Genomic DNA, 20,734 nt, shown 5'->3' with positions numbered 1-20,734 from the left:
ATGGCACTCCTTAACGTGTTTTAATCATCGGTAAATTAAGATTTTTTTCCTGCGCACATGCGATAGCTATGTCATAGCCTGCATCGGCATGGCGCATGACACCAGTTGCAGGGTCATTGTGCAGTACTCGGGCAATGCGCTCTGCTGCTTCATCCGTTCCATCACACACAATTACCACTCCAGAATGCTGAGAGAAGCCCATACCTACGCCACCACCGTGATGTAAAGATACCCACGTCGCCCCACTGGCTGTGTTTAATAACGCATTGAGTAATGGCCAGTCTGAAACTGCATCAGAACCATCTTTCATTGATTCCGTTTCACGATTTGGGCTGGCCACTGAACCTGAATCTAGGTGATCACGGCCGATAACAATCGGCGCTGAAACCTCACCGCTTCTTACCATCTCATTGAATGCCAAACCTAATTTAGCGCGATCCCCAAGGCCAACCCAGCAAATACGCGCTGGCAAACCTTGGAAACTAATACGTTCACGAGCCATATCCAACCAGCGATGCAAGTGCTTATCATCCGGCAGCAGCTCTTTCACTTTCGCATCTGTTTTATAGATATCTTCAGGATCTCCTGATAACGCAACCCAGCGGAATGGACCAACACCGCGACAAAATAGCGGGCGGATATAAGCAGGTACAAAACCGGGGAAATCAAACGCATTTTCTACGCCCATTTCCAGTGCCATTTGGCGGATATTGTTTCCATAATCAAAGGTGGGAATGCCTTGCTGTTTAAATGCCAGCATCGCTTTAACATGTTCAGCCATAGATTTTTTTGCAGCCAATGCAGTGGCTTGCGGGTCTTGAACACTGCGTTCACGGTACTCTTCCCAGCTCATACCAATGGGTAAGTAACCATTCAAAGGGTCATGAGCACTTGTCTGATCGGTCACCATATCCGGTTTCACCCCACGTTTGACAAGCTCAGGAAGAATTTCAGCGGCATTGGCGCATAGTGCAATAGAAATGGCTTTTCCTTCCGATGTGTATTTTTTCAGACGCGCTAACGCATCATCAAGGTCAGTCGCTTGTTCATCCACATAGTGAGTTCTTAAACGGAAATCGATACGGCTTTGTTGGCACTCAATGTTCAATGAGCAGGCCCCCGCCAGTGTGGCAGCAAGAGGTTGGGCTCCCCCCATTCCACCAAGCCCTGCAGTTAAGACCCAACGCCCAGTTAAATCACCGTTAAAGTGCTGGCGAGCGGCTTCCACAAAGGTCTCATACGTCCCTTGAACAATGCCTTGGCTGCCGATATAGATCCAGCTACCTGCTGTCATTTGCCCATACATGGCAAGGCCTTTCGCATCTAATTCATTGAAATGCTCCCAGTTTGCCCAATGTGGTACCAGATTTGAATTGGCGATTAAAACACGTGGCGCATTTTCATGGGTTTTGAAAACACCGACAGGCTTACCTGACTGAACCAGTAGTGTTTCATCGCTCTCGAGCTGCTTCAGGGACTCGACAATTTGGTCATAGCATTGCCAATTACGTGCTGCACGCCCAATACCGCCATATACCACTAATTCATGAGGGTTTTCTGCAACATCTGGGTCAAGGTTATTCATTAACATGCGTAATGGGGCTTCTGTCAGCCAACTTTTGGCATTTAATGTATTCCCTCTCGGTGCCCTAATTTCGATATTTCGATATTTATTATTCAATGCTGTCACTTGTATACCCTCTTTTATCTGTCCATTAGCTACCTTTCTTGTTCCTATAGATATAGTTGTATATACATGTACGATCAATTAATCTTTTAACATAAAGATTAAAAAAATATGATATAAAAATATTTTTAATCAAATAAAACAATGGAATAAATAAATCACCTGATATTTTGCTGTATTTTCTTTATTCTAAATCTGCATGCCAGATCACATTTGATTTACAATAAATTCACACAAAATAGGTAAAGAAGGCATGCACTCGAGATGATAAGCGGAAAATATGCTTTATATCGTTCCGCCCATACTTTGACGTGGTGAAAAAAACTTATGACGTGAAACTGCCTTTCAGCTTATATCGATGACCCGGGAACAATAATTTTGTACTTGTCACCGTAAAGGACTGAGACCAAGTACGTCTTGTAATTAACAAGCAAGATGCACCTGTATTAATTTGCAATAACCTCGCGGAACGTTCATCTGCCTCCACGGCCTCCACAATATGCTCCCCTTGTGTTAAAGGAGCAACTTGAGACAAATAATCATGTGGTGTAATCGATAAAAAATTTTGCTGTAAGTAATCCGGAGCCGCTAACGCATTGACATATCTGTCTTCAATTTGAACAGGAACATCATTCTCTAAATGGACAATAATCGAATGAAACACCATGGTATCTGGGCTGATATTTAACTCATTTGCGAGCGCAGGTGACGCTTGAATTTCTTCGAGCTTAATTATCCTACAGCTGTATTTGTGGTTTCTTGCCAGTATTTCCGCTTCAATACTGTGTATTTCAAATAGTGCAGATTGCCCTTTTGGCTCAGCCACAAAGGTTCCCACACCTTGCAAGCGAACCAATAACCCTTCAGCGGTTAATTCACGTAGTGCCCGGTTAGCCGTCATTCGACTACATTGAAACTGTGTCACGAGCTCAGACTCGGATGGAATACGGTCATTTGCTTGCCATTCTGCGGTGTGGATCTTTTCAATTATTGATTGTTTTACTTGCAAATATAGCGGGAGCGGTGCCCCTTGTTTATCCTTTTTATCGGCTGTCACAGTCATTTCCAATTTAATGATTAAAATCTTAAGTATTAATATGCTATTCGTTGAATAGCATACAACACGACCTTAGTGCTATCGGACATTTTTTATCCTGACAGTCGCGAATAAAAACATCATGCTTAATTATTAAGCATTAACATAATTAAACGATGCAATTTTAATAAAAACAAACAAAAAACAGCAAACTTTTAGGGTCAAAAGCGGCAAACAACCTCATTCACCGCTATTCATTATTGTTATAGTTAAAACTGCGACTCACCCATTTCACCCATTACGATGGGTAATTTTGCCTTCATGTACTCTGATGAACAGTGGGTTACTCCCTTGTTCATAAATCATTTCTACGGGCTCTTGCGCATTCCACACAACAAAATCTGCAATAAAGCCCGCTTTCAATTGTCCATGGCTATTTTCACGGCCTAACGCTTTAGCCGCGTTACGTGTCACCCCAGCCCATATCTCTTCAGGTGTCAGTTTAAATAATACGGCCGCCATATTCATAATAATACGCAATGAGGCAAAAGGACTGGTTCCTGGGTTAAAATCTGTTGAAACCGCCATAGGAACGTCATGTTCCCGTAACAGCTCAATTGGTGGTAGTTTGGTTTCCCGTAAAAAATAAAATGCCCCCGGTAATAAGACGGCTACGGTTCCGCTCGCTTTAAGTGCTTTAATCCCTTCTAGGTCCAAATATTCAATATGGTCAACCGACAAACCTTTGTAGCGGGCAACCAGTTCGCTCCCACCTAAGTTTGATAACTGCTCCACATGCCCTTTTACTGGGATCCCTAATTTCTGAGCCGCTGAAAATAACTTTTCACTTTGAGCGAGGGAAAACCCCACACTTTCACAGAAGACATCTACTGCCTCAAACAAGCCTTTTTCCCATAATTCAGGCATGATTTTTTGGCAAATCAAATCAATATATTCATCAGGTTTATCTTTATATTCAGCGGGGACGGTGTGAGCAGAAAGCAATGTTGAACTGACTGAAATAGGATATTGTGCAGATAACTGCTTTGCGACTAATAATTGTTTCTCTTCATTTTCATAGTCGAGCCCATAGCCTGATTTCATTTCAATACTTGTGACACCTTCTTGAATTAATGCTTCGAGCCTTGGCTTTGCCCGCTCAAATAATTCGTTCTCGCTCATTTTGCGGGTTTCACGTACAGTCGAATTAATTCCGCCACCTTGCGCACTAATAGTTTCATAAGAAACCCCATTCATTCGCTGTTCCCATTCAGAAGCTCGGTCACCGCCAAAAACTAAATGTGTATGGCAATCGATTAATCCAGGGGTTATTAATTTACCTTCAACATCAATAAGTTCGCAGTCATTCAATTCAATATTTTGAGTAGGAACAATTGCAACTATTTTATTATCACGAACAACTAAATCATGGTGATTAATCAGTCCATAAGGAGCTGATAGTACTGGGTCCATAGTGGCAATACGGCCATTACGCCAAACGACATCCCGAGAGTGTGTTTTGAATACCATCGTTTTTCCTATTGTTGTTGAATTCAGTTTTATTCATTGCATTAATAAATCGTATAGATATGTATATACAATTAGACTAGCAAGTCCCCTTTTGTCAATGCTTACCTGTAAAAAGGTTATAAATATGTTACTTCGCACGAACAATCTACGATTATGACCATTCATCAAAAATGAGTTACACTACCAACCAGAAAAATTAATCACAAAAACATATTAGTAAAATTATGAAGAAAAAATTTGGTCTAGAAGATGAAGATATTCGTCTTTTCAAAGAAGCCATTAATGGAGCAAAAAAAATCCGTCAGGACCAAGTCCTGCACGCACCTGTCCGCGCCAAAGTGACACAACCATCTAATAAAAAAGTCATACAGGAACAGGTTGACGCCTCCTTTTATTTTTCAGATGAATTTCAACCTCAACTTGAAAATGAAGGCCCAACGCGTTATTTAAGGCCCGATGCTAACCCTTATGAATTAAAAAAACTTCGCCGCGGTGATTACGCTCCGGAGTTGTTTTTAGATTTACATGGCTTAACACAAATGGAAGCAAAGCAAGAAATTGGCGCGCTCATTGCGGCCTGTAAGCGAGAAAATGTCTATTGCGCCTGCATTATGCACGGCCATGGTAAACATGTTTTAAAGCAGCAAACACCACTTTGGCTTGCCCAACATCCTGATATTATTGCTTTTCACCAAGCACCTAAAGAATGGGGCGGTAATGCAGCCTTATTGCTGCTTATAGAAACTGCTGAGAGCGCTCGCCGCTAAGCGCTCATCTTGTTCTGTATTATTTAGCAAATAGCAATTGAGATGGGCTCAACATCCATTCAAACTGACTTTTTTGATGAGCCACATCAATGTCAACACATGCCACTGTTGATGTCGTGAACATCGGTGGTTCTTTATGTGGGCACAACTCCGACACTAAATAGCCAACCAGTGGCAAATGAGATACAACCAATATCGCATTTGCGCCTAGCACAGCAATATCCCGAATATGGTCAGCCACAAATGCGGCATTCCCTCCTGGCGTTAATTGCCCTAAAACTTCTGACTTTGCTGGCAAATCAAGGTGCTGGCTCACAACTTGCCGAGTTTGTTCTGCTCTTAAATAGGGGCTCACTAACACCGAATCAATTTTAATACCTTGATTCTGTAGCCATTGAGCCATCAATACTGAGTCGTCTTTTCCCTTTTGTGTCAATGGGCGCTCAGCATCGCTAGGCGCGTGTATCGCTGCATCACCGTGACGCATAATATAAACTTGCATAATCCACCATCTGAGTAACCTACCTGATTAAGGAGGTTATTCTTTTGTTGTTAAGCTAATTGTTGTAAAAGTAACCATCAGTTGGGGTGAAATGTGATTCTGCATGAAATGATCAACAAAGAAAATGATTTGAGTAAATTTTTGTGTATGTTTTTTTAGCAGTCCATGTCGCATGTTAAATTTTAGTATTTATTATCAATTAGTTAAATTTAATATAATGATTTATTCTAATCATACGAGCTTTACGTAAAAGAGCCTGATAACCAAAAATATGTTTGGTATCAGGCATTGATTGGTTTTATTAAAAAAGCAACAAACAGCTAATAGGCTAGCTTACCGCGCCATTATTGTTCATTACTTGGTTTTATTACATCAACCCCACCTTCTACATTGGTAGAAAAAAAGGTTCGATTATTCTCTGCCATGTCACATAGCAATTCACAAGGCTGGAATTTATCACCATATTTCACGGCGAGGTTATTCAGAGTTTCCACCGTTTTTGCAATCCCTAGGCTATCCATATACCTAAACGGACCACCAAAGAAGGGCGGGAAACCGATACCAAATACCGCTCCCACATCCCCATCACGAGCATTTCTAATGATGTTTTCATCAAGGCAGCGGGCAGCTTCGTTAAGCATCATCATGACACAGCGCTGTGCAATATCCGCTTTAGTCAGTTTATTGTTGGGAACCATTTCAATTAGTGAATAAATGGTTTTATCAACTTGACGTTTACTGGCTTTTTTCCAAAACCACAACTTATTGGTGTGATGACCATATTCATAAAAACCTTTGCCGTTTTTCTTACCTTTACGGTCATCTTTAACCACTTTGTCGAGGATATCAGGCGCCTTAAAACGCTCACCAAAACGTTCAACTAAAATCGGTAAAATTTTTGTTCCTACATCAATGCCCACTTCATCCAACAAATTAAATGGCCCAACAGGGAAGCCAAATTCAACTAAAGCACGATCAATGTGTTCTATTGATTCACCTTCAACAAGGCATTGCGCTGCTTCACATAAGAATGGCGCTAAAATGCGATTTACATAGAAACCTGCATCATCCCCCACAACAATCGCTGTTTTACCTTGGCGTTTTGCTAAAGCAACCACTGTCGCAATTGTAGTTTCATCTGTTTGTTGATGAGGGATCACTTCAACTAAAGGCATTTTATCGACGGGACTAAAATAGTGTAAGCCAATCACTTTTTCGGGATGAATTGCTTTCTGTGCAATTTGGTGAATAGGTAAAGATGATGTATTAGAAGCAAAAATAACTTGCTGTTTCGACATCTTCTCAACTTCAGCAACCATTTTTTGTTTCAGTGCTAAATCTTCAAATACCGCTTCAATCACGATGTCCGCATTTTCAAGCCCTTGATAATTTAATGTGCCTGATACCTTAGCCATAACAGCTGCACGTTCTCGGGCTAATAACCGCCGCTTGATAACTCGCTGGGTCAGTAGATCCCAGCTATAGCGCAAGGCCTGTGTGACGCCTTTGTCTGAAATATCTTTTATGCGGACGGGTAATTTACCTTGAAAAGCGGTGACATAAGCAATTCCACCGCCCATCAACCCGCCACCAAGCACACCAACTTGATTAATCTTCAATGGCGTTGCTTGTGCCCCTGTGTCATTTTTTAATGCGGTAACCGCAAAAAATAAATTACGTAATGCAGTAGACTCTGGTGTCATCACGAGCTCACCGAAAGCTTTCGCTTCTTCCGCATAGCCTGCTTGCAAACCTTTATTCATACCTGTTTTTACGACATGAATAATTTTTTCTGGGGCTGGATAATGGCCTTTAGTTTTGCTGAGTGTTTTTTGTTTGGCACTCTCAAACACTTTATTACGTAGTAATTTGCTGCTTAATAAACGCTGTTGCCAATGGATAGCTGGACGCTGAACGCCCCCTTTTTTCACCATTTTCACCGCAACGTCGAGTAAAATAGGCTCTGGAACCACATCATCAACCAACCCTATTTTCAGCGCCTGTTTAGCTTTTAGCTGGCGGCCTGTCAGCATTAAATCCAATGCATGCGGAATACCAATCAACCGAGGTAAACGCTGAGTTCCCCCGGAGCCAGGTAATAGCCCCAATTGTACTTCAGGCAAGCCTAATTTCGTTTTATCATCATTGGAGCAAACCCGCGCATGACATGCCAAAGCAAGCTCTAGCCCACCCCCTAAACACGCACCATGTATCGCAGCAATAATAGGCAATGGGTAGTTATCGATTTTATCAAACAGTACATGACCTGCTTTTGACAATTCACTGGCTTGGGACTTATTTTCACAGCCTGCTATCATGCTAATGTCAGCGCCTGCAATAAAATTGTCTTTTTTTCCTGAGGTAATAACTAGCCCTTTCAAACCTGAAGTAGACTGCGCTTGTTGTAAAATCGCCAAAAATTGTTCCGCAAACTCCGCTTTTAGTGTATTTACTTTTTCATTGGGGACATCAATGAAGATAACCCCCACATTTTCGTCATAAATTTTTAAGCTAAAGGCCTGTTGTGTTTTTTCTCTTGTAACTTCTATAGCAGAATTTTGAGCCATTATTCCACCTCTAAAATCATTGCTGCACCTAAACCACCCGCAGCACAAGCTGTTGTTAACCCAAACCCACCACCGCGTCTACGTAACTCATTTAAAGTTTGTGTCACCATTCGTGCGCCTGTAGCCGCAAATGGGTGCCCATAAGCAATAGAACCGCCTAAGACATTAAATTTGTCCATATCCACTTCGCCAATGGCGTGATCCATTCCCAGTTTCTCTTGTGCGAATTTACGGCTACCAAACATGTGTAAATTAGCAAGTGTTTGCGCAGCAAAGGCCTCATGCATGTCAATCAGGGATAGATCTTGCAACGATAACCCTGCACGTTTTAAAGCGAGTGGAGTGGCATAAGAAGGCCCTAATAGCATATCTTCCCATACGTCTATTGCGGAAAACGCATAACTTCGAATATAGCCAAGCGGTGTATAACCCAGTGATTTCGCTCGAGACTCTGTCATCATCAATACCGCAGCGGCGCCATCCGTCAACGGCGTGCTGTTTGCTGCAGTAACGCTACCGTGCTTGCGGTCAAATGCGGGTTTTAATTTCGCATAAGAAGACAAAACTGAGTTTGTACGCACATTGTTATCTTGGGAAAATGCTTGCTTAAAGGGAGGCATATAGGCAGTCATAACTTCATCATTTAAAGCGCCATTTTCCCAAGCTTTTGCCGCTAACATATGCGAACGATGAGCGAGTTCATCTTGCTGGGCTCGGCTGATCTGATAACTTTTCGCCATTTGCTCCGCGGTATCCCCCATGCGTAGCCCCGTAGAGTATTCCGCAACACCCGGTGCGACAGGCGCTAAATCCTTCAAGCGTAATTTCGTTAACAGTGATAATTTTTGTCCAACAGACTTTGCTTTACTTAAAGCTAACAATGTCTCTGCCAATTTTTTTGATACGCCAATAGGAAGCACAGAAGATGAATCCGCCCCGCCAGCAATACCGATAGAAATATCACCTACCATCATGCTTTGTGCAACATTAACAATTGCTTGAAAACTAGTTGCACACGCTCGAGATACACTATAAGCATCCGTCGAAACGCTCATACCTGTTCCGAGAACAATTTCCCTCGCAATATTAGGCGCTTCTGGCATTTGTACCACTTGCCCAAATACCAGTTGCTCAATGAGGTTTTTGTCTAAATCACTACGGGCTAATAACTCAGCAACTACCGCTTTACCTAAATCGACTGCTGGAATTCCTGCATATGCCGTAGATTGCTTTGCAAAAGGCAAGCGTAGACCACTGACAATGGCGATCCTTTCATTTGTTTTATCTGTATTTTCACCATGGTGGAGATGTTGATTCATGGTCGCTCCTGCTAAAGCAAAAATGAAAATTATAGTTAACTCACTCACTAACCGGATAAAGAGGTCTGACCTGTAATGATTGTTAACATAAAATTCACAATTATCAATGGGTATTAATAAAAAATGCGAGCAGGTACGCAACATAGAGTAAAAATGCAACAAATTGCAGTAAGGGAAAACGAGGGGGATGAAGGAAGCCTTTTATCACTGAGTGTTAATCAGACCACTGTTTTAGCGATAAAAGGCAAATCAGAGCAAATTCAAACGTTTGATTAACGAAGGCCTAACTGAAAAATTAAGCTTTCTGCTTCACAGCTAAAACTAAATTCAGCCGTCAGCTCAACACCACCCTCTACAGGCTTAATAGAATGGGTTATGACACAAGGATCAGACTCAACAGATTTTGCTTTTTCTGTGAGTGTTTTCAGCATGGTTTCAGCTTCACCTTGTGTAGCGAAAACATGCTGATACGACGCAGTACAGTCTTTATTATCCAATACTGTTCCCACATCTACACAGCAGCAGGCTGCGGTTTCATCCGCGCTACAACGGTTAATCGCATCAGTCATTTTACTCTCCAAATAAACAAACTGTTAAGTCGCTATCATAACGCTGAAAAAGTGCTAAAAACTAGTGTGTATCAAAATATATCGCTAATAATTAAACATAAGTTTGATCTTACCCCGTATTCGCATACTTATTGTTCTCAATTTATCCGCTCATGTTGCTATTTTGTTAAATATGTCGCATTTTTGAAAACAATATCACAATAATAGCAAAACAAGCTTGCAACATATCAGGTGGTCAGACCTATACTCTAGTAACTGGTCTGATTTGTCATAACGGCAAGGGACCCTACAATTCTGCGCTTCTTGCGATAGAAGTCGCTTTATTCAAAATAAAACATAAGAGGGTTTTGGTCATGAGCCAGAAAAACCTGTTCTCTAGATCAGCTTTAGCAATAGCAGTGGCAATTGTATCATCCAACGCAGGCGCGGCTGGTTTTTTGCTTAATGAATATTCTACATCCGCACTGGGACGCGCGTTTTCGGGAGCTGGTGCGATGGGCGACAACGCAAGTGAGGGAAGTCGAAACCCTGCTGCCATGATGTTGTTTGATCGCCCTTCTCTTTCTATTGGTGCCGTTTATATTGACCCAAGTGTTGATATTAAAGGCAAAGGCGGTTCACTTCTCGGTAGCAATACCACCGCAAATGACATTGCGCCAAGTGCTGTTGTACCCAATGCACACTTTATATTCCCAGTTAATGACAAATGGGCAGTCGGTACGTCAATGACCACCAACTTTGGTTTAGCCACTGATTTTAATAAAAATTATGCAGCAGGCCCTATAGGCGGTAAGACAGACTTAAAAACAGTTAATCTAAACTTAAGTGGAGCATACCGTGTAAATAATAATTTTAGTTTTGGCTTGGGCGTGAATGCCGTGTATGCCGATGCTGAAATTACCCGTCATGCGGGAGATCTAGGTACTTTAGCGCCTAAATTAGGTTTACCTCAATTCCCAGCTAGCACTACCATGGCCAAATTAACAGGCGATGACTGGGGTTATGGTTGGAATGCGGGTATTTTATATGAAATCAATGATGATAACCGTTTAAGCCTAAGTTACCGTTCAAAAGTTAAAGTTAAGTTTGAAGATGGCAAATATTCCAATGACATACCAAAAGCAATAACTCAATTAAATGGTACAGGTGGTGAAAAAATCAAAGGTAAGTTAGACCTTAATTTACCTGATATCTGGGAATTCTCTGGCTACCATAAAGTTGCACCTAAGTGGGCTCTACACTACAGCGTTGCCTATACTGGCTGGAGTGAATTTAAAGAATTAACCGCCTACAGAAAAAGTGACGGTGAGCAGTTATTCCATAAACCTGAACACTTTAAAGATGCATGGCGTTTAGCACTGGGTACCACTTATTTCTATGATGAAAACTGGACATTCCGTACAGGTATTGCCTACGACCAAACACCTGTACGCTCTGATTACCGTTCAATTTCTATACCTGACCAAGATCGTTACTGGTTAAGTGCTGGTACCACTTATGCATTCAATGAAAATGCTTCTGTTGATGTCGGTATCTCCTACATGCACGGTAAGAAAGTTGATATCAAGGAACGGTTAAGTGAAGATGTTCCTGAAAGTGTTCTTCCTGCATATCATTTCAAATCTGAAGGTTCTGCTTGGTTATATGGTGTGAACTTCAACTATACATTCTAATTAATTGAATTTTCAGTATCAGGGAGTTCCCTCCCTGATACTATTTTCAACTTCAACTATCTCATCCCACTAATTTTCAAAACTTAACATAAATTTTCTTGACCCTAACCCACATCATATGTAAATTAAATGTTAAGCATATAATTCACTTTACCATTTCTTTATAAAATAGATACAACCTCATTTTTGAGATAATTTGCTTTATATTTCATTAGATTATCATTCATTCTCTGAATGTTCTTATTTGCAACTACAACCCAATAGCATAATTTATACTGATGACACCCACTAATATATGGCTTTTCATCAAACTGTATTAATCACGCTATATTCTATTATTGGCTACGGCCGTAAAGGCATGTAAAAGAGGCAACAATGACGAAAACTTAGGAGGTTTTATGGGAACACTGTTTACTGTAGGTTTTATTGGTGTATTAGGGGTAATCGCCCTGATTGACACTATCTCCCAACGAGGAAAAAGAGACAATGATTAGCTTTCTATTTATCACTCTCTAGTATTGTTCTAATGCAAGAGAGTGATAAACCTTCCAAAACAATTCAATTTACTAATCTATCGAATCAAGCTGGTCTTCAATCGCTGCTGCATTTGGGTTTTCTGTTGCTTTTAACGCACCACCACTTGATAAGAAGTCATTACGTTGGAAATAGGCTTCTCGCATCATTAAGTACGGATCTGAAGAGTTTTTCAGCAATCCATCTGAATCTAACAACCTTGCACGAGTTTCAATTCCTTCCAGTGCCCACTTACCTGCTGACATCCAGAATGTGAGATAACTTAACATTGGATATAAATCATCAACTAAATCACCACCTTGTTCCCTTGGTGTTGCACTACCATATCCCGGTAGCACCACATAGGGACCATAGCCCACATCGTAATAACCCAAGGTATTACCAAAGCGTTTGGGTTCTTCTTTAACTAGCTGAGGATTGGCCATTGATGCAACATCAATCAAGCCTCCCATACCAAAGACGGTATTAAGGAAAAAGCGGTTAAAATGTTTGAAACCTTGAGTCACTTCACCACGCAAAAAACTATTTAACATACTTGCAGGTTCTTCAAGGTTAACGAAAAAATTGGTTAATCCATTTCGGGCAGGCATCGGGACATAATCATTCCAAGCAACCGCTACAGGCCTCAAGACATAAGGGTCAAGGACGTTATAGTTGAAATTAAACATTGCTCGGTTGAACCCCTCTAAAGGGTCTGAACGCTCATGTGTTTCTGGGTCAATGCTACTAGCACAACCTGCAATCAGCACCCCTGCCAGAAAAACACCCGTCATGCGAAACTTCATAACATTTCTCCATTCCCTGCACCGTCCTACTACGGTACTTTCCACTGTAATAAATATTTTGCTTATAGTAAGGCTAAAAAAAGAATTATGTTAATCCTTTTGAGTTATTTGATTATCTTAAAGACTAATTATAAGCCATTTAATCATATTCTTATTATAAGAAAATTGAACAATTAGTACAAAACAGAAATACTCCCTCACTCAATTTTAAAAATGACAACCCCCCTACTTTCGAATAAAAAACAGTCAAAAAAACATTTATGGCAGATAAATTCGATTATTTGCCCGTAACAACTTGATTCAATTAGGTCTGAACAGTAAAATGCCCTCGCTGTCGTAATTTTGACACCAAAAGTCCCCTTAGTTAAATGGATATAACGAGCCCCTCCTAAGGGCTAGTTGCAGGTTCGATTCCTGCAGGGGACACCATGACTACTTCTAAAAATATCTTATAACATCTAATTTTCACATTAAAACCAGTAAGTTAAACACTTTCATTGTCTAGTGTTGTCTTGTATTGTTTAGTGGAATCTAAGTGCTAATGTGTATATTATTGAGTATAGGTCTAGGTTCAATGGGAAAACTATACACATTATGCTGCTAACAGACATCCAAATTCGTAAAGCAAAGCCTAAAGATAAGGCGTATACCTTGAATGATGGTAACGGCTTATCAATGCTTATTGAGCCAAATGGCTCTAAAGGCTGGCGTTTTCGTTATCGATTTGCAGGCAAACCCAAGATGATCTCTTTAGGTACTTATGACCAAGTATCTTTAGCTGATGCCAGAAGAAAAAGAGACGAAGCAAAAAAACAGCTATCAGAAAACATCAATCCTAGTGATGCACGTAAATCAGAAAAGATAGCCCTTAAATATGCCACAGAGAATACATTCCAAGCTGTTGCAATGGAATGGCACTCCTCCAAATGTTCTACTTGGACAAAAGGCTATGCAAGTGAAATATTGCGTTGCTTTGAAAATGACGTTTTTCCTTATATTGGAAGTAGACCGATAGACCAAATAGCGCCATTAGAATTACTTGCCGTTCTACAGAAGATAGAAAAGCGTGGCGCACTTGAACAAGCAAGCAAGATTCGTCGCCGTTGTGGTGAAGTATTTAGATATGCAGTCATTACAGGAAGAGTAAAATATAATCCTGCTCCCGATTTAGCCGGAGCTATGAACAAGCCAGAAACTAAACACTTTCCGTTCCTACGTGAAAATGAAATTCCTGAATTTGTCAAAGCGCTGAATAACTACCAAGGCAGCAAAGTAACTAAATATGCTACCCAGCTATTAATGCTTACTGGTGTTAGAACTGTAGAATTGAGGCTCGCTGAATGGTCAGAATTTGATTTTGAAAATGCAATTTGGGAAATACCTAAAGAGCGCATGAAAAAGCGTCGACCTCACCTAGTGCCCCTGTCACCACAAGCTATAGAGATCCTTGGCAAGCTACAAGTGATTACGGGTAACTATCCAATACTTTTTCCGGGTCGGAATGATGCTAGAAAACCTATTAGCGAAGCTAGCATAAATAAGGTTATCGCTAAAATTGGCTACAAAGGTAGACTAACAGGTCATGGGTTTAGGCATATGATGAGCACAATTTTGCATGAGAAAGGCTTTAATAGTGCATGGATTGAATTACAGCTTGCTCATGTTGATAAAAATTCCATCCGTGGAATTTATAATCACGCTTTGTACTTAGAAGGTAGAATTAAAATGATGAATAATTACTCGGATATAGTGATCAAACCATCATCAGTCATTAATTGATCAATTTTGGTTGTGTTAGCTCCTTTTTCTTCAAGTTCACCTCTGAACTTTATCCAAATACTTGAGTGATTAGAAACATTACTTTTCTTTGTTTTGTTATATAAATTAGATAATATATCATCTATTCCTGTAGCCCATATTATTTGGTTAATACCAGCAAAAGCTGAATTATCAAGTGTCCCATTTAAAGTTTTATTTAGAAGTTCATCTGTAAAGTATTGGCTATATTCCAATAAAATTAAACCGTTATTAAATGCCTCATTGAAGCTGCTTGATTCTATAAATAAATCAACAACATTTAAAGCCAATGCTTTGCAGGGAAGAGCTTTATAAATAAGCTTTTTGTTATTAAAATCAAGTCTATTTATATTGTATAAAAACGAACTAGTCATATCTGAAGTTAAATCAACAATAGCATTAACTTTATTTTCTAATAAGCTGTTTACATTCATATTTTTTAATAATTGTTCAAGCCTATTTTTTATCGCGTCATCTGCTAATTGCCATAGTTCTGGTTTGTAGTAAAGGACTCGAAATAATCTTTCAAAGTTATCATCCACAGCATCTGCAATTAATGGAATGAATTTTTCTTTACTGACATCTTTATAAAGATTATGATTTAACCTTTCTATTGTAGAAATGGAATACATCATGTTTCTCATTAAAGCTTCTGATACGACCTTATCATCTCTAAATATTCTTTTAAAAATCATTATAAATAAATTTCTGAATACAGAGCTCTTAACTCTGCCTAAGTATCTTTCTGAATTAAGTGTATTAAATGCTTTATTTTCATCATCAGGAAAAGAATTACTATTTATAAATGTATAAATAATATCTAATATAGCCTTACCGTTAACTGGACTTACACATAAAAGATAATTACCTGCCATTACTATATAGGCTCGAACTAGTTCAGACTTCGGCACAAACTGAACTCCATCAGGTGAAAATGTTGGGTGGGCGCATATGTTCCTATCAAATTGAATTCGTTCAAGTTGAGTACGTTCAATCAAAGAAATTATTTCCAAATCTTCTTGAGCTACTTTTAGTATATCTTTTTCAAAACTCAACATTCCTGCAACATTATTTGAATTAATATTATCTAGTTGGCTTTTTAGCTTTATAGCTTCAGGATCTCCTGTATTAGCAAGTTCTAGTATTTTTTGTATAACATCAACACAAATAGCAATCCATGTCGACGTTACAGCTGCTCTATATGCGCCTGCCCTGTAAGAAACGATTGCCTCTTTCAAATATCCCTTAGAATGTAAATTTTTCACTCCAGATAATAATTCATCTAAATCTGTTAATTGATATTCCATTGTTTTACCCAAATTTAAAATACTAAGATATTAGTGTGTTTTTTCTGGTTTCATGATATTAACACAGCTCGCAGGATACGAAATATCACTATTAAAGGAATAAATTATGATGCAACAAAACCAACCCGTTACACAAAATCCAACAATCACATTCGCCCTTGATGGTGAAGCCATTCCACTGAAAAACATCAAAGTAAGCCTATCCGTTCAATTCCAAGATAAAGACCAATCAGGACAAACATCCAGCACAGCAGTAGCAGAACAAGGTGTTAAGCCAAAGGAACTTCGTATCACTGGGGTTATTAATTTTACGGATGGGGCTACCTTAGCCCGATTATTTACACTCGCAGAAGCGAAAGAGAACGGCAAACTTAAACGCTATCGAGTAGCGAATCATACCGCTAAATCGGTAAATTTTCGGATTGGTACATTTACCGGAAATATCGATGCGTCTGAAATTAATGGGCAAATGGCTTGGCAAGTTTCTTTTACGCTAAGAGAACATTTATCTGTTTCTGAGAAAAAAGAAATTAGAGCCGTGAGTAAAGTTAAAGCTAAAGTACAAACGGGTAATCCGAAAGCCCCTACCACACCAACTAAAGAAGATGACGTTGAGTTAAATGCATGGGAAAAAATCTTACAAAAAGTTGATAGGGATTGGATTGGCCCTGCATGACCCTTGTAATTTGCATTATCCGCCACTGTAAGCCCTCTAATTATCAAGATGCACCTCCCCAATCAATATAAGAGCCGTGCTCACTGTGACTGACTAGCGAATCACAGTGAGCACGAATGAAAAGTTTTTACCACGTAAAACGCACTACACCGCACCCGCCTGCACAATTTGGATCTAAAAATTATTTCAGTTTTAAAATTCTACAAACCCTATCGCCAAGCCGCGCCAATACTAGGGCGTTGCCGAAAATCTCAAACTGAAATATGTGAAAAGATTTTCAGTAAATTTCAGTTTTCAGGTGGAGTGCGTTTAGTGAATGACAGTACAACCAATTGAAATAAAATGATTTTTCTATTTTACGTGAGATTTTTACTTGAGCGAATGCACCGCATAAAAACTGAAAAGCCAGTTTTTATGCGGGTTGCGGAGAATTGAAAAACTGAAATCGAATGAAATTTATTTTGCTAAATGACACTTAACGTTTAAGTGACTACTTCAAAAAATTACTGTGAGATAGCCACGTAAAATACAAATCAATCATAACGGCAAAATAGGTTGGTTACTGGCTGACTTCAAATTACTTGGTTGTATCGTGTGTGAGAAAGTCAGGGTTAACATGTAAGTATGACCACATTCAAAATCATTACAGGAACAGTAAATATGAGGAATGTTATCAACGCCCTCCATTTGAATTTTTCGAATTGTTGCCTGTTCACCGCAAACAGGACAGTACACTTTCATGACTCGCATGGTTAATCACCTTTTCCTTAATGCCTTCCAGAATAAAGCCAATTAAATACATACCTTGCTATTTTAAAGGGTAACAGGTGTAACAAGGGTTACAGCCTTGAATAATAAGAACTTATTTTGTTACACTTTCAAAAATTCAAGGTGTAACAGGTGTAACAATCGCTAACGTGTTACACCTTGTTACCCATTTAAAAACAAAAAGTGTAACAGATAAAATCCTTTTAAATCATATCTGTAACCCTTGTTACACCTGTTACACTAAAAATATAAGATGGTCAGTTTTTATTAGAGAATATCCGATGAACCGAGGACTTCACTGTTAAAGACGTACACCCGTTTCACCCCTATTTCTGGTAGGCGTATACTGGTTTGGGCTTTCCCATCGTTCCCCGTTTCAAGCCAGCCTTTCTCAATACACAAACGCACCACCTTTCGAGCGTCAAAACCTTTGCAGATTTCTTTCCATGCCGTCGGTAATACGTAAAATTGAATTGTTGGTTCTTGGTTGCATACCCCTTTTTCGACACGACGAAAGCCCATCATGTTCATCGGACGGCTGTTTTCGTCATACCAATCGGCAAAGCGGCTAAATTGATTACGTGAAATAAAATCGGTGATTTGTTCTAACGCGGTCATGTCTTCCTGATTAGCGGTATGACCACGTTCATTCATCCATGCATCTAAACAGGTTTTTGCGGCTGTAAAGGCTTCACCTTCTTTCCAGCCTGTAATCCCCGCTAATGTGGCAATTTCCCCCGCCATTGCCACAAGCGCAAAGCGCGTGATAGCTCGCCCGACTTGATTCCCTGCATTTTCAGGCGTCAATTTAGCGGTGTACTCTTTTAATAACGCTTTAGCCGTACTGGAAATAAACGTTAAATCATTGGTGAGATATTTCAGCCAATCACGGAACGGAGAGCCATGATATTTCGTGACGGCTTGCTCAAGGTGCTCCGCTAAGGCTTTACCACTCGCAAACTGGTGCAAATCCTCAAATACACCGTGTTTACCCGAATCACTGGGGATTTGTATCATACGGACTTCAACCCCTGCATAGGTGCGTTCGCCCGCATTGGCGGCATGTTCAACCAATGACAGTTCGCCTGTTGAGAGAAACAGTAGGTTCCAGCGATTTGTTTCTCTGACGCTGCCGTCTGTTTTTGCGCGGGCTTTACCTTGACCATTTGCCAGCATGTAAGCAATGTTACCCGCTTCGCGTCCGTCCACTTCGCGGATTTCATCCAGCATTAACGTAGCGTCATTACGACGGCAAGCCGTTCCCTCAAGCGCATTACCTGTTGCCCGCCATGTGTACCAGTAATCCGTACCACCACAAACCGAAGCCGCCACTTTCATTGTGGTGGTCTTACCGTCTGTTGATTCGCCTTTTAAATGGTAGCCACCGCCCCCCACACCGACTAATTTTAATAATGATGATGCAAAGGCAAGACTCACAGAAAACGCCAGCCTAGCGTTTCCTACGCAATATTTGCCAATATGCTCTCGCCACTCCTCGCTAGTGCCTGCAACCCTAAAATCTTTACCTTGTACACTGGAGGTTTGCAAAATAACGGAATCTGCCCCTGTTCCAACCACTTCATCCTGCAAGACATACACGTTGCCATGCCAGCCCGTTTTATTGACGCAAGTGACTTTTTTCTCTGGTCGGCACAATGAAATGTATTCCATTAAATGCGCGCGAGCCTGCCCCGAAATATTGATATAGGAAAGTCCGTTCACCAAAAGGACACGACGTAATTCTTCACCGCTGCCGCTTAACATTTCCATTGGCATTGCCCATTTACGGCAATTTCCGTAGGTATCATCCCATTCCAATAAACGGCCGTAATTACTGCCGTCCGCATCACAGGTAATTGCGGTAACTTTTATCGGGCTACTGATTTTGATGTTTCTAACCTCGGTGTCACCATCCGATTTATTCACCAATTTGTCATACCACAAATATTCTTGAGTCAGCCTAAAGCCTTGAGGTAAATAGGCTTTATCTTTGCCGCAATAAGTCATTTCCTCAAAAAAGGCTTCTTTCACTTTAACAGTGCTGTTTTCTTGGCGGTAATCATCCCAATCCGCTTTGTAATGGGTGGGTGGTAACGTGATCCAACCGTCAACCGCTTTAGCCGCTTTTTCTGCCCACAATTTGCCCGTATTTTCTTTCCCATCAATATAATCGTTATCACCCGCGATAATGATTTTTGCTTGTGGGTAGCGTTCCCGTAATTGTTGAGCAACTTTCACTAGGTTAGTGGCGGCAACCGCTGCCACAATAAACGAATCAATCACTTTTGATAGGCTTAAGCCTGTTGCAAAGCCCTCTGTAATCACGATTTGCTCAAGGGATTCTTGTGCCTGACCCGACACAATAATAAAGGAGCCAGAGAGTGCAGAACCAGATAACAGGGCTTTCTCACCCGTTGGGCTGATTAGTTGCCCGCCTTTCACCAAAAACAGGTTATCAACCAACGGAAGCAATAACGAACCGATTGGAAATTTCAGCTCACCTTGTGTATAGTGTTGCTGAATGATTAAGCATTGGTGATTGGTTAAGCCCTTATTTGTTAGGTACTGGCTTTCCCCTGAAAGAGACAAGGCTTTCAGCTTTTCAAATGACTCAATGCCCCGAGTAGCGCTAACCTTTTTTATCTGGGTTGGCGCTATTTTTTTGAATTCAGGTAAAAGCAGTATTTTATTAATTTCTAAACAGGCGGTTTTAATATCTTGCCCTGTCACTAATTTGAGTAAATCCAACCCATCACCGCTGCCACAGTGATTACAAAACCATGTGCCTTTCCCGTTCTTATCATCAAAACGAAAACGGTCTTTGCCGCCACATTTCGGGCAAGCCCCATGTTTATGATTATCAGGAACGGTGACGCCCAAATTATTTAAAATATATCCCCAACGACCATTTGCAGATTTAACAATATCGCTCACTGATGGAGTCCGTGCTTGTGCCATCGAAGAATTTTGATGAGTTTGATTGTTCATTATGTAATGTCCTTGTTCATCAAGCTACTTTCAGTAATCACCTGCTCAACTTGCTCCGCTAAACATTCCATGACTGCCGCCATACCCTCGCTGGATACATGGGGAGATCCACTAATCACATTGGCTTCGAGTAAATCAGAAAGAAAAGAGGCTATTTGTGCAGCCCTTAACAATTGTTTCTCACCTGCGGGGGAAATGACCGTATTTCTTAGAGGATTGTTTTTCATGA

17 protein-coding genes and 1 tRNA gene are annotated in these 20,734 nt (G+C 40.4%); 6 read left to right on the top strand and 12 right to left on the bottom strand.

All coding sequences use genetic code 11. The features are described 5' to 3' along the window. Window positions 1-10: 10 nt before the first annotated feature. The 3 genes from hutU to hutI form a co-directional block, all read right to left on the bottom strand. Entirely contained in the window at window positions 11-1,690 is a 1,680-nt protein-coding gene (gene hutU, locus FVA69_RS08060; RefSeq protein ID WP_109911527.1) for a urocanate hydratase, read from the bottom strand. 322 nt (window positions 1,691-2,012) lie between these two features. Beyond that, window positions 2,013-2,750: a histidine utilization repressor gene (hutC, locus tag FVA69_RS08055; RefSeq protein ID WP_042851623.1), complete on the bottom strand. Its 738-nt coding sequence runs from the start codon at window positions 2,748-2,750 to the stop codon at window positions 2,013-2,015. 264 nt (window positions 2,751-3,014) lie between these two features. Continuing rightward, entirely contained in the window at window positions 3,015-4,253 is a 1,239-nt protein-coding gene (gene hutI, locus FVA69_RS08050) for an imidazolonepropionase (RefSeq protein WP_117162401.1), read from the bottom strand. A gap of 224 nt (window positions 4,254-4,477) precedes the next feature. Here hutI and smrB point away from each other — a divergent pair, with 224 nt between their 5' ends. Then, on the top strand, window positions 4,478-5,020 hold the full coding sequence (smrB, locus tag FVA69_RS08045) for an endonuclease SmrB (protein WP_004912393.1): 543 nt from the start codon (window positions 4,478-4,480) through the stop codon (window positions 5,018-5,020). Window positions 5,021-5,039: 19 nt separating this feature from the next. Here the strand turns inward: smrB and sixA are convergent, their stop codons facing one another. The 3 genes from sixA to fadI form a co-directional block, all read right to left on the bottom strand. Continuing rightward, window positions 5,040-5,522: a phosphohistidine phosphatase SixA gene (gene sixA, locus FVA69_RS08040; protein WP_109911525.1), complete on the bottom strand. Its 483-nt coding sequence runs from the start codon at window positions 5,520-5,522 to the stop codon at window positions 5,040-5,042. A 344-nt stretch (window positions 5,523-5,866) separates the two neighbouring features. After that, window positions 5,867-8,089, bottom strand: a complete 2,223-nt coding sequence (fadJ, locus tag FVA69_RS08035; RefSeq protein WP_164528658.1) for a fatty acid oxidation complex subunit alpha FadJ — start codon at window positions 8,087-8,089, stop codon at window positions 5,867-5,869. After that, complete coding sequence (gene fadI / locus FVA69_RS08030) at window positions 8,089-9,408, bottom strand: acetyl-CoA C-acyltransferase FadI (RefSeq protein ID WP_164528657.1); 1,320 nt, start codon at window positions 9,406-9,408, stop codon at window positions 8,089-8,091. Before fadI ends, fadJ begins: the two co-directional genes overlap by 1 nt. Window positions 9,409-9,561: 153 nt before the next feature. Between fadI and FVA69_RS21460 the strand changes: the two genes are divergently transcribed. Beyond that, window positions 9,562-9,684: a hypothetical protein gene (locus FVA69_RS21460; protein WP_255456667.1), complete on the top strand. Its 123-nt coding sequence runs from the start codon at window positions 9,562-9,564 to the stop codon at window positions 9,682-9,684. On the opposite strand, the gene FVA69_RS08025 is transcribed toward FVA69_RS21460, so the two are convergent. Beyond that, complete coding sequence (locus FVA69_RS08025; RefSeq protein ID WP_004912408.1) at window positions 9,681-9,977, bottom strand: YfcZ/YiiS family protein; 297 nt, start codon at window positions 9,975-9,977, stop codon at window positions 9,681-9,683. The two genes, FVA69_RS21460 and FVA69_RS08025, sit on opposite strands and share 4 nt — an antisense overlap. Window positions 9,978-10,330: 353 nt before the next feature. Here FVA69_RS08025 and fadL point away from each other — a divergent pair, with 353 nt between their 5' ends. Continuing rightward, the gene (gene fadL / locus FVA69_RS08020) at window positions 10,331-11,650 is read left to right on the top strand and encodes a long-chain fatty acid transporter FadL (protein WP_164528656.1); all 1,320 of its coding nucleotides are present in this window, start codon (window positions 10,331-10,333) and stop codon (window positions 11,648-11,650) included. Window positions 11,651-12,216: 566 nt separating this feature from the next. Here the strand turns inward: fadL and mlaA are convergent. Further along, the gene (mlaA, locus tag FVA69_RS08015; RefSeq protein WP_004912414.1) at window positions 12,217-12,969 is read right to left on the bottom strand and encodes a phospholipid-binding lipoprotein MlaA; all 753 of its coding nucleotides are present in this window, start codon (window positions 12,967-12,969) and stop codon (window positions 12,217-12,219) included. A 354-nt stretch (window positions 12,970-13,323) separates the two neighbouring features. On the opposite strand from mlaA, the gene FVA69_RS08010 reads away from it, so the two are divergent. Next, window positions 13,324-13,398, top strand: a tRNA-Arg gene (locus tag FVA69_RS08010). A 165-nt stretch (window positions 13,399-13,563) separates the two neighbouring features. Then, window positions 13,564-14,748, top strand: coding sequence for a tyrosine-type recombinase/integrase (locus tag FVA69_RS08005; protein WP_164528655.1), 1,185 nt, complete (start codon window positions 13,564-13,566; stop codon window positions 14,746-14,748). Here FVA69_RS08005 and FVA69_RS08000 read toward each other — a convergent pair. Continuing rightward, window positions 14,706-16,073 carry a hypothetical protein gene (locus tag FVA69_RS08000; protein ID WP_164528654.1) on the bottom strand — a complete coding sequence of 456 codons (1,368 nt, stop codon included), beginning with the start codon at window positions 16,071-16,073 and terminating at the stop codon, window positions 14,706-14,708. The genes FVA69_RS08005 and FVA69_RS08000 overlap by 43 nt on opposite strands. A gap of 106 nt (window positions 16,074-16,179) precedes the next feature. On the opposite strand from FVA69_RS08000, the gene FVA69_RS07995 reads away from it, so the two are divergent. Beyond that, the gene (locus FVA69_RS07995) at window positions 16,180-16,749 is read left to right on the top strand and encodes a hypothetical protein (protein WP_004906882.1); all 570 of its coding nucleotides are present in this window, start codon (window positions 16,180-16,182) and stop codon (window positions 16,747-16,749) included. Between the two features lie 537 nt (window positions 16,750-17,286). On the opposite strand, the gene FVA69_RS07990 is transcribed toward FVA69_RS07995, so the two are convergent. The 3 genes from FVA69_RS07990 to FVA69_RS07980 all read right to left on the bottom strand — a co-directional run bounded on the left by FVA69_RS07990 (window position 17,287) and on the right by FVA69_RS07980 (window position 20,732). Continuing rightward, on the bottom strand, window positions 17,287-17,499 hold the full coding sequence (locus FVA69_RS07990; protein WP_164528653.1) for an ogr/Delta-like zinc finger family protein: 213 nt from the start codon (window positions 17,497-17,499) through the stop codon (window positions 17,287-17,289). 285 nt (window positions 17,500-17,784) lie between these two features. After that, window positions 17,785-20,505 carry a DUF927 domain-containing protein gene (locus FVA69_RS07985; RefSeq protein WP_164528652.1) on the bottom strand — a complete coding sequence of 907 codons (2,721 nt, stop codon included), beginning with the start codon at window positions 20,503-20,505 and terminating at the stop codon, window positions 17,785-17,787. Beyond that, window positions 20,505-20,732, bottom strand: coding sequence for a hypothetical protein (locus tag FVA69_RS07980; protein WP_004912432.1), 228 nt, complete (start codon window positions 20,730-20,732; stop codon window positions 20,505-20,507). The genes FVA69_RS07985 and FVA69_RS07980 overlap by 1 nt, the downstream gene beginning before the upstream one ends. Between the last annotated feature and the right edge of the window lie 2 nt (window positions 20,733-20,734).

It is taken from the genome of Providencia sp. PROV004 (genome assembly GCF_011045615.1).
GTDB classification, from domain to species: domain Bacteria; phylum Pseudomonadota; class Gammaproteobacteria; order Enterobacterales; family Enterobacteriaceae; genus Providencia; species Providencia rettgeri.
Note: the sequence above shows the minus strand (reverse complement) of the source record. Positions and strands in the feature narration are given on the sequence as shown.

What these genes read in the sequence shown, in the direction of transcription:
- hutC (WP_042851623.1), bottom strand. Translation starts at nt 2,750, where the DNA reads ATGACTGTGACAGCCGATAAAAAGGATAAACAAGGGGCACCGCTCCCG.
- FVA69_RS08005 (WP_164528655.1), top strand. Translation starts at nt 13,564, where the DNA reads ATGCTGCTAACAGACATCCAAATTCGTAAAGCAAAGCCTAAAGATAAG.
- FVA69_RS08025 (WP_004912408.1), bottom strand. Translation starts at nt 9,977, where the DNA reads ATGACTGATGCGATTAACCGTTGTAGCGCGGATGAAACCGCAGCCTGC.
- FVA69_RS08000 (WP_164528654.1), bottom strand. Translation starts at nt 16,073, where the DNA reads ATGGAATATCAATTAACAGATTTAGATGAATTATTATCTGGAGTGAAA.
- FVA69_RS07980 (WP_004912432.1), bottom strand. Translation starts at nt 20,732, where the DNA reads ATGAAAAACAATCCTCTAAGAAATACGGTCATTTCCCCCGCAGGTGAG.
- mlaA (WP_004912414.1), bottom strand. Translation starts at nt 12,969, where the DNA reads ATGAAGTTTCGCATGACGGGTGTTTTTCTGGCAGGGGTGCTGATTGCA.
- hutI (WP_117162401.1), bottom strand. Translation starts at nt 4,253, where the DNA reads ATGGTATTCAAAACACACTCTCGGGATGTCGTTTGGCGTAATGGCCGT.
- FVA69_RS21460 (WP_255456667.1), top strand. Translation starts at nt 9,562, where the DNA reads ATGCAACAAATTGCAGTAAGGGAAAACGAGGGGGATGAAGGAAGCCTT.
- FVA69_RS07985 (WP_164528652.1), bottom strand. Translation starts at nt 20,505, where the DNA reads ATGAACAATCAAACTCATCAAAATTCTTCGATGGCACAAGCACGGACT.
- fadL (WP_164528656.1), top strand. Translation starts at nt 10,331, where the DNA reads ATGAGCCAGAAAAACCTGTTCTCTAGATCAGCTTTAGCAATAGCAGTG.
- FVA69_RS07995 (WP_004906882.1), top strand. Translation starts at nt 16,180, where the DNA reads ATGATGCAACAAAACCAACCCGTTACACAAAATCCAACAATCACATTC.
- sixA (WP_109911525.1), bottom strand. Translation starts at nt 5,522, where the DNA reads ATGCAAGTTTATATTATGCGTCACGGTGATGCAGCGATACACGCGCCT.
- smrB (WP_004912393.1), top strand. Translation starts at nt 4,478, where the DNA reads ATGAAGAAAAAATTTGGTCTAGAAGATGAAGATATTCGTCTTTTCAAA.
- FVA69_RS07990 (WP_164528653.1), bottom strand. Translation starts at nt 17,499, where the DNA reads ATGCGAGTCATGAAAGTGTACTGTCCTGTTTGCGGTGAACAGGCAACA.
- fadI (WP_164528657.1), bottom strand. Translation starts at nt 9,408, where the DNA reads ATGAATCAACATCTCCACCATGGTGAAAATACAGATAAAACAAATGAA.
- fadJ (WP_164528658.1), bottom strand. Translation starts at nt 8,089, where the DNA reads ATGGCTCAAAATTCTGCTATAGAAGTTACAAGAGAAAAAACACAACAG.